The organism is Nocardioides sp. NPDC000445 (assembly GCF_040300245.1).
Classification (GTDB): domain Bacteria; phylum Actinomycetota; class Actinomycetes; order Propionibacteriales; family Nocardioidaceae; genus Nocardioides.
Genome location: NZ_JBEPDH010000003.1, coordinates 368091 through 376978, shown reverse-complemented (window position 1 = coordinate 376978; position 8888 = coordinate 368091). Strand labels below are relative to the sequence as shown.

General features: G+C 68.2%; 8 protein-coding genes and 1 rRNA gene. 3 read left to right on the top strand and 6 right to left on the bottom strand.

The features are described 5' to 3' along the window. Positions 1-185: 185 nt before the first annotated feature. A 5S ribosomal RNA gene (gene rrf / locus ABT304_RS06410) occupies positions 186-302 on the top strand. Positions 303-599: 297 nt separating this feature from the next. On the opposite strand, the gene ABT304_RS06405 is transcribed toward rrf, so the two are convergent. Then, positions 600-1895, bottom strand: a complete 1296-nt coding sequence (locus ABT304_RS06405) for an MFS transporter (RefSeq protein WP_350713840.1) — start codon at positions 1893-1895, stop codon at positions 600-602. Between the two features lie 52 nt (positions 1896-1947). After that, positions 1948-2970: a DUF2332 domain-containing protein gene (locus ABT304_RS06400; RefSeq protein ID WP_350713839.1), complete on the bottom strand. Its 1023-nt coding sequence runs from the start codon at positions 2968-2970 to the stop codon at positions 1948-1950. A 74-nt stretch (positions 2971-3044) separates the two neighbouring features. Here ABT304_RS06400 and ABT304_RS06395 point away from each other — a divergent pair, with 74 nt between their 5' ends. Continuing rightward, positions 3045-3845, top strand: a complete 801-nt coding sequence (locus ABT304_RS06395; RefSeq protein ID WP_350713838.1) for a siderophore-interacting protein — start codon at positions 3045-3047, stop codon at positions 3843-3845. A 36-nt stretch (positions 3846-3881) separates the two neighbouring features. Here ABT304_RS06395 and ABT304_RS06390 read toward each other — a convergent pair whose 3' ends face one another. The 3 genes from ABT304_RS06390 to ABT304_RS06380 all read right to left on the bottom strand — a co-directional run bounded on the left by ABT304_RS06390 (position 3882) and on the right by ABT304_RS06380 (position 6940). Beyond that, a complete protein-coding gene (locus tag ABT304_RS06390) occupies positions 3882-5147 on the bottom strand; it encodes an Nramp family divalent metal transporter (protein ID WP_350713837.1) in 1266 nt (421 codons plus the stop codon). 21 nt (positions 5148-5168) lie between these two features. Continuing rightward, positions 5169-6398 (bottom strand): RNA polymerase sigma factor, encoded by a 1230-nt coding sequence (locus ABT304_RS06385; RefSeq protein WP_350713836.1) that lies wholly within the window; start codon positions 6396-6398, stop codon positions 5169-5171. Between the two features lie 113 nt (positions 6399-6511). Continuing rightward, on the bottom strand, positions 6512-6940 hold the full coding sequence (locus ABT304_RS06380; RefSeq protein WP_160026206.1) for a YciI family protein: 429 nt from the start codon (positions 6938-6940) through the stop codon (positions 6512-6514). A gap of 133 nt (positions 6941-7073) precedes the next feature. Between ABT304_RS06380 and ABT304_RS06375 the strand changes: the two genes are divergently transcribed. Continuing rightward, positions 7074-7958 carry an LLM class flavin-dependent oxidoreductase gene (locus ABT304_RS06375; RefSeq protein WP_350713835.1) on the top strand — a complete coding sequence of 295 codons (885 nt, stop codon included), beginning with the start codon at positions 7074-7076 and terminating at the stop codon, positions 7956-7958. On the opposite strand, the gene ABT304_RS06370 is transcribed toward ABT304_RS06375, so the two are convergent. Next, a complete protein-coding gene (locus ABT304_RS06370) occupies positions 7955-8779 on the bottom strand; it encodes a nicotianamine synthase family protein (protein WP_350713834.1) in 825 nt (274 codons plus the stop codon). The genes ABT304_RS06375 and ABT304_RS06370 overlap by 4 nt on opposite strands. Between the last annotated feature and the right edge of the window lie 109 nt (positions 8780-8888).

Here is an 8888-nt window from a genome sequence, read left to right as displayed (position 1 = left end):
GTTGATAGGCCGGAGGTGTACAGCAGTGATGCCCAGCCGACCGGTACTAATAGGCCGAGGGCTTATCTTTCATAAACCCTCAACAAAAACAACAAACGAAGACCGTCAAGTCTCGCGTCCACAACCAACTGTTGTAACACAGGTTTGGTCACCCCCTGCGATGCAGGGAGCGTGATCTCTAGAGTTACGGCGGCCATAGCGAAGGGGAAATACCCGGTCCCATCCCGAACCCGGAAGTCAAGCCCTTCAGCGCCGATGGTACTGCAACCGAGAGGCTGTGGGAGAGTAGGACGCCGCCGGACATATCTTTGCGCAGGGCCACCTCTTCGGAGGTGGCCCTGCTGCCATTTGTGCCCATTGTCGAGGTGATTATGAGGCCTCTTCGCGCCACGCCCGGTTGACGTGGGCAGCGGCGCGAGGTCCAATGTCATAGTTGCAGTCCGTACCAACAACACCTCGAACAAGGAGTTCCCATGGTCAAGAAGCTGCTCATCGCCGCCGTCGTTGCCGCGGGTCTCGGCGTGGCCATCAAGCTGGTCACCAGCCGCTGATCCAGAGCTTCTCCAGCTGCCCGGTGCCCTCGAGGTGCCGGGCAGCTGTCATTTGGTGCCCTGGGACGCTTCCTCGGCCGGAGTGACCGTGGCAGCAGGAGCGATGGGCCCTTCCTTCGGGACGTCGACCTCAGCCAGCGAACGGCGAGCGCCGGGGATGGCGAGGATGCCGCCGACCATGAGGAAGAGCAGCACGCCGGCGAGGACGAGCAGGGACTCGACAGAGAACTGGTCCGCGAGCGGGCCGAAGACCACCATGGAGAGCGGCATGGCAACGGACATGACGATGCCGACGATGCCGAAGACCCGCCCCTGCATCTCTGGTTCGACGCGCTCCTGAAGGATCGTGAACGCGGGTGCGCTCAACGCCGAGAAGGCGACTCCGATCAGCAGACCGAAGACGAAGAAGACCCACATGTTCGTGGAGACTCCGAGCCCGACGACAAACAGTCCGATGAGGACGACTGAGCCGACCATCAAGCGCATGCGGTGAACGATCTTGGGTCCGAACGCGGCCATGGCGGCACCGCCGGCCAGCATGCCGAAGCCCCAGAACAGCTCGTTCGCGGTGAGCTTCCAGACCTCGTCGCCGAAGGTATGCGTGACCATGAGCGGGGTGAGGTAGGAGGGGGCTCCGACCATCACCATGACCAGCGTGAAGAGCACGAGGATCCAACGCACGTGCGCATGGGTCGAGACGTACTTGAGGCCGGCGCGGAGGTCGCCGAAGTAGGAGACCTTCCCCTGGTCGGGGCGTACGAGACGGGCGACCGGGACGAGGGCCAGGAGGCCGACGCCGATGAGGGCCGTGATCGCGTCGATGAAGAAGACGGCGACGATGTCCATGCTGGCGTAGATCACCGCGGCGAGGGCAGGCGCGAGGAGCGTCATCGCGGACTGGATGGTCTGGAAGGCGCCGTTGATCCGGAGGAGCTGGGACTCCGGCGCGATCTGCGGGATCATCGCGGTGACGGCAGGCATCTGGATGCCGGCGAAGACGGAGCGGATGGCCAGGGCGAGATAGATGATCCAGAGGTCGTCGATCCCGCTGACCATCAGGCCGGCCAGGATCAGGGTGGCGACCGCGATGGTCGCGTCGGAGCCCATGATCAGGAACTTGCGGTGATGTCGGTCGGCCCAGACGCCGCCGAAGATCGACATGAACGCCTGCGGGAGCATGCCGAAGACGAGGCTCAGCATCAGCACCGACCCGGAGCGGGTCTCGATGGTGAGGTGCCACATCACGGCGTACATCACCAGCATCGAGCCGAGCAGGGAGACCGTTTGGCCGGCGAGGAAGATCGCTGCGTTGCGCCTCCAGCCGGAAAGCTCGTCGGCGGGCATGCTGAACAGCCTTGACCCGGACGCGGAACGCGTCAACCGACTTTGGTCGCGGCTACACCAGGATCAGCGGCGGGCCGTGGTGACTCGAACGTGCGAGCACGTCGCCGTCGAGGCTGAGCGCGGGACCGTCGGTGCGGATGTCCCAGCCCGAGGCCGCCTGCGCCGGCGGGACACCTTCCATGCTGACGTGGGCGACCGGCAGGCGCCCGCGCGCGTCGGCGACGGCAGCGCGTACGCCGGTGCGTACCTCGATCGGCCAGTACTGCTCGGTGATCGACTGCCAGACGACGGTGAGTACATCGGTGTCGGTCGGGTCGGTGAGCTGTTCCTTCAGCCAGGTGTCGGCCGAACCGACATCGACCACGGGTGGGTCGCCGGCCGCGGCCCGCAGGGCACCGGCGAGCCGGGCGTGACGATCGACCTGATGCGGCCATACGAACGAGGTCAGGTACTCACGGCCGGCCGCGGTGGAGACATCGACCGGAGCGAGGTCGCAGCCACGGCGCGCTACGACCTCGAACGGAACCGGACGCACCCCGGTGCTCTGGGTGTCGATCGTCAACGGGCTGTCCGTGGGGCCGTACGCCCAGTCCTCGCCGTGGAAGTGGTAGCGGTCGACGAGCAGGTTGAGCCCAGCCGAAGCGCCCGGCTCGAGCAGCCGGATGCGGTGCAGGCCGGTGCGGCGTACGGCCTCGAAGATCCCGATGAGGAGGCAGGCTGAGCGGCCGACCTCGTTGGTCTGGGGCGCCACCTCCAGGCCTGCACGGAGCTCGTCGACGTGTGCTGCGACCACCTCCTCGAACACCGGCCACGCGGCGACGTAGGCGTCGTCGCCTCCGAGGTTGGGATAGAAGCGCTCGAGCTCGGGAGCGTCGCCGCGGAGGACGATGCGGTGAAGAGCCGCCAGCAGGCGGAGCTGCACGGCATCGGCGCGGGAGGCGCCGAGGTGATCTCGGCAGATCTCCGCGATGGGACCACCCGCATCGAGGTCGTCCGCGAACCGGTTGAGCAACCAGCCGTAGAGGTGCTCCTCGTGGCCGAAGTGGTCGCGGAAGAGCTCGGAGAGAGTCGCCATGGGCACATCCAAGCACTGACGCGCACTAGGCAACATAGGTAAGGTAACCCTTACTTACAGGGAATGGAGCAGGCATGGGATTCGACGACGGTCGGAAGCTGAAGGGCGTGTACGCGGCCGAGGTGCTGCACAACAAGCAGGTCACGCCGCACATGGTGCGGCTCACCCTGGGCGGCGAAGATCTGCGACGCTTCCCGCAGCGCGGCTTCGACCAGTGGTTCCGGCTCTTCCTGCCGCGACCGAACGGAGAAGCCACCAACTTCGATGCGGTGCCCGAGAAGCTCGGGACGATCGACTACCTGAAGTACCTGAGGCATGGCGACCGGCCGCCGCTGCGCAACTACACCGTGCGCGAGCACCGGCCCGATCTCGGTGAGATCGACGTCGACTTCGTCGTGCACGGGGATCTCGGGATCGCCGGCCCGTGGGCGCGTACCGCGCAGCCCGGCGAGCGGGTCGTGCTCATGGATCAGGGCACGGGCTTCGACTACGCTCCGGACGCGTCGTTCCACCTGCTCGTCGGGGACGAGTCCGCCCTCCCGGCGATCGTCGGGATCCTCCGAGACATGCCGCGCGACGCGCGCGGCCTGGCGATCATCGAGATCCCGGACATGGCCGACGTCCAGGACGTCTCCGGGCCCGAGGGGGTCGAGGTGCGATGGCTGGCTCGAGGTGACTCCGATGGACAGCCCGGGGCGCTCGCGATCGCCGAGGTGAAGGCGCTCAAGCCCGAGGCGCCGGCCACGCTCTCGGCGTACCTCGTCGGTGAGCGGACGATCCCGGCCGAGGGTCGTCGCCATCTGGTGTCGCTCGGGGTGCCCAAGTCGCGGATCACCTTCGTCGGCTACTGGCGGATCGGCAAGGCGCAGGCATAGAGCCCGGCGCTCGCCGATCCGCCGGGTGCTTGGACCTCAGCCGAGCAGGTCCTGGATGGAGGTGCGGATCTGGTCGAAGGCGAGCCAGGCGAAGAGCAGGGCGCAGATGATGAGGCCGATGTTGGAGACCCACTTGTTTCGCCACTCCGCAGGGGTGTGGCCGGTGTTGAGGAGCCAGAGCAGGGTGACGGCCAGGAACGGCATGAAGAAGGCGCCCAGGACTCCGTAGATCAGGATCAGCCAGGTGGGCTCGTCGGCGAGCAGGAGCCAGATCATCGGGGGGAAGGTGAGCCAGAGGATGTAGGAGCGGTACCAGATGCCGCCGCTCTTGGCCTCGGGCTCGTCGGCCTTTCCGCGAATGGTCCCCATGAAGTCCGCGAACATCAGGCTGACGCCGTTCCAGACGCCGACGAGCGAGGACATCGCCGCGGCCCAGAAGCCGATCAGGAAGAGCTTGCCGAACCAGTCGCCGTAGCGGTCCGCGAGCACCCTGGAGAGGTCGAGCATGCCCTGGTCACCGGTGCCGATGGCGATGTTCGCCGAGTAGAGCAATTCGGCGCCGACGATGAGGGTGGCGACCACGAAGATGCCGGTCACGACGTACGCCGTGGTGTTGTCGATCCGCATCACGCGCATGAACTGCGGCGTGTGCCACCCCTTCTCCCGCAGCCAGTAGCCGTAGGCGGCCAGGGTGATCGTGCCGCCGACGCCGCCGGCGACGGAGAGGATGTTGACCAGGGAGCCTTCGGGGATCGTCGGTACCAGGCCGACAAGGAGATCGGGGAGGTTGGGCAGGGTGACGAGCGCCGCGCCGACCATCGTCACGAACATGATGCCGACCAGGACCGCGAGGAACTTCTCGAAGAGGCCGTAGCGGCCGGCCCACACGATGGCGAGACCGATCAGGCCGGACAGGATGCCCCAGACCTTCACCGACGCGAACGAGAACAGCGCGGTCAGGGCCAGGCCGGTGCCGGCCATCGCGGCGGCACCGTAGATGAAGCCCCAGATCACGATGTAGGGGCCGAAGTAGATGGTCGTCCAGATGCCCAGACGCCGCCAGCCCTGGAAGATCGTCTCGCCGGTCGCCAGGCTGTAGCGCCCGGCGCCCTCGACCAGGACCACCTTCAGGACACATCCGACCACCACGGCCCACAGCAGGGCGTAGCCGTACTTGCTGCCGGCGATCAGGGTGGCGACCAGGTCGGCGGCGCCGACACCGGTCGCGGCCACGACGAGGCCGGGACCCAGGATCCGCCAACGTGGGGTCTGAGTGGTCTCTGGCGTCGCTGCTTGTGACATGGGCGACAGGTATACCCCGTTTTAGGGAAGATCAGCGACTTTTTGCCGAAGGACGGCACGCTCGCGGTCGTTCGTGCACATCCCCGCCGCCCGCTCCAGCTCCTTGCGTGCCTCGACGGTCCGGCCCAGCCTGCGCAGCAGCTCTCCGCGTACGGTCGGGAGGAGATGGGTGTGGTCGAGCCGCTTGTCCTCGGCGATCCGGTCGACGATCTCCAGGGCTCGCAGCGGTCCGTGGGCCATCGCCACCGCCACGGCGCGGTTGAGGTCGACGATCGGGTTGGGTGCGATACGGCCCAGCGCCTCGTAGAGGACGATGATCCGCTCCCAGTCGGTGGTCTCGACCGAGTCGGCGACCGCGTGGGTGGCGGCGATCGCGGCCTGGAGCCCGTAGGGACCGAGTCCTCGTGGGGTCGCCTGCTCGAGGGCGGCCACGCCGCGGCGTACGGCACCTTGGTCCCACCGGGTGCGGTCCTGGTCCTCGAGGAGGACAGGGTCGCCGGCGGCATCGGTGCGTGCCGGGAAGCGGGACGCGGTGAGCTCCATGAGTGCGAGCAGTCCGTACGCCTCCGGCTCGTCGGGCAGCACGCCGATCAGCACCCGGGTCAGTCTCCGCGCCTCGCGGGCGAGGTCGGTGCGGATCAGATCCTCGCCGGAGGTGGCGGTGGAGCCCTCGGTGAAGATCAGGTAGAGGACGTTGAGCACGCCGGCCAGACGCTGCCGGCGCTCGTCGGGCGCGGGCACCTCGAACGGGACCTTCGCGGCCGCGATCGTCTTCTTGGCGCGGGTGATCCGGGCCTGGATCGTCGGCACCGGGACCAGGAACGCCCGGGCGATCTCCTCGCTGCTGAGGCCGCCGACGACCCTGAGGGTGAGCGCCACCCGGGCCTCCTTGGACAGCACCGGGTGGCAGGAGACGAACATCAGCGCGAGGACGTCGTCATCGATCCGCTCGATGTCCAGCTCGTCGTCGTACGCCTCGTCCTGGTCGTGGGCGATCGCCTCGTACTTCTCGCGCTGGACCCCGGCGCGGCGGATGGTGTCGATCGCCCGCCGCTTGGCGGTGGTCATCAGCCAGCCGACCGGGTTGGCCGGCTGGCCGTCGCGTGGCCAGGAGACCAGCGCCTCCGCGAGGGCCTCCTGGGCAGCGTCCTCGGCGAGGGCGAAGTCGCCGGTGTAGCGCGCGAGCGCGCCGACGATGCGGGCGGACTCGATGCGCCAGATCGCCTCGACGGCGCGCGTCGCGTCTTGCATTGATGTCTCCTCTGAGAGTGGTCTCGACCCGCCCGTCGCGCCGGAGACTTCGTCTCCGGCGCGGGGCTCGCTCGACCTGGTCAGCGTTCTGAGCCCGCTCCTTCGTCGCGGTCTCAGAGCTGACCAGTCTTGGTGCGCCAGTCGAGCTCCTTCTGGATCCACGGGTTGTCCTGCGGGAACTCGTCGATCGTCGGCACCCGGCGGATCTCGACGGCGGACCCGGGGAAGCCACCGATCCGCTTGGCCCACTCGACCGCCTCCTCCTTCGAGCCGACCGAGATCAGGTAGAAGCCCCCGAAGAGCTCCTTGGTCTCGCCGTAGGGGCCGTCGGTGACCACCGGTGCCTCCTCGGCGTCGGTGTAGGTGACGACGGTGTGCTCCTCCGGGTCCAGCCCCTCCATCGCGAGCAGTACGCCCGACTTGATGAGCTCGTCGTTGAGCTTCCCCATCTTCTCGAGCATCTGCTCGAAGGGGATGGCGGCCATCGCGGCGTTCTGCTTGTCCTCGTCGATGGTGCGCCAGATCAGCATGTACTTCGGCATCTCGGTTTCTCCTGTGTCGGTCGGGCCGTCTTGCCGGCCCGTTCACCCCTTGGTCGAACGAGGTCTACGCGGGATCGACAACGCTGCCAAGAATATTTTCGAAGGGAGTTTCGCTCGTGGGTAGGTTGGGGTTGTGAAGATCTCGCTGTGGCCCAGTCCCGCCGTTCCCACTGCCGACATCCTTGCCGAGGCACAGGCGGCTGACCAGGCGGGTTGGTACGGCGTCTGGTTCGCCGACCACTACATGCCCAACACCGGCTCCGAGGACATCGACGACGGGCCGATGCACGAGGTCTGGGGCGTTCTCCCGGCGCTGGCCGCGACCACCGAGAACGTACGCATCGGGCCCCTGGTCTCCCCGACGACGATCCATCACCCGGCGCTGCTCGCGAACCGGTCCGCGACGATCGACCACATCGCCGGCGGGCGGTTCGTGCTCGGCATGGGTGCCGGCTGGCAGATCAACGAGCACAAGGCGTACGGCATCGACCTGCCGAGCGCGAAGGTGCTGGTCGACCGGTTCGAGGAGGCGATCGAGATCACCCGGTCGCTGCTCGACAAGCCGCGGACGACCTTCGAGGGGACCCACTTCCAGCTGACCGACGCTCCCTGCGAGCCGAAGCCGGTGGCCTCGCCGCTACCGATCCTGGTCGGCGCCAAGGGCCCGCGGATGCTGCGCGTCGTCGCCCGGCACGCCGACGAGTGGAACACCTGGGGCACGCCCGAGAGCGCCGGCGCGGTGCGGGCCAAGCTCCTGGAGGCGTGCGAGCAGGTCGGCCGCGACCCCGCGACGATGAAGACGACCACCAACTTCATGCTCGACCTCGACGGTGCTAACCCGGGCTTCGCCCGGACGCAGACCGGCTCGGCCGGTGAGCTGCAGGACCTGATCGGCCGCTACGTCGAGGCCGGGTTCGACGAGTTCATCCTGCCGACCTGGAACCTCGGCGAGACCGGTGCCGAGCGGATCGAGCGCGCGGCACAGCTCAAGGCCGAGGTGCTCGACCCCGCGCTCTAGCTGCTAGGGCGCGCGAGGATCGCACTGTTGATCACGTCGGTTCCCGGAGCGTCGACCTCGGGGTTGGCCTCGGCGACCACGTTCAGGCCGGCGAGAGCCGGCGGGCCGACCTGCGGGTAGAGCAGCGTACGCAGCCCCCGGGCACTACGCGCCAGGACGAGGCCGCCCGGCGCCAGAGAGGTGACCGCCTTGCCGAGCACCTCGGCCTTGGCGGCATCGTCGGACCCGACCAGGCCGGCGAGGAGCACGACGTCGACGGGGTGGGGTGGCGTGGCGGCGGAGGCCTCGGCGTGCTCGAACGTCACGCCGACGGCGCCCAGGCGTCGGAACGCGGCGGAGGAGAGCCGGATCGCCTCGGCGTCGTGGTCGACGCAGTGCACCGCGATGCCCTGGTCGGCCAGACAGAGCGCGGTCAGGGGGAGTGGCCCCGAGCCGAGGAGCAGCACGTGTCGTGGGGCGGTGCCCTGGCGGCGTACGGCTTCCAGCTCCATCTCCACGAGGAGCCGGTAGTTCTCGCGGTAGGGGAACCTGGCGAACGCCGCCGCGGGGTCGGGGGCGCGCGCGATCCGGTCGGCCCAGACCCGCTCGAGCGCGTGCTCGCCGGCGGACGCGACCGATCGGAAGAGGGCGGGTGAACGCGACGGCGGCAGTGCGGCCAACACGGCCTCGGCCTCCGGCTCGGGCACGCTCAGCACCGCGGTCACCAACCGGTTGAAGAGCGCGTTGACGACGATCCCGGGCTCCAGCGACGGCTGGTCGAGCAGGTCGTCGAGGGTGGAGACGAGACGTTCGTCGATGGCTTCGAACGTTCCCGGATTCACAACCGGTCACCCTTCCACATCGGTGACGGCCGCTGCACGGTGTTCCGCCAGGCGCCCGCTCCGCGGCACGGAGGTCGCCTCACCCGTATCGCACGCGTCGGCGACTCGC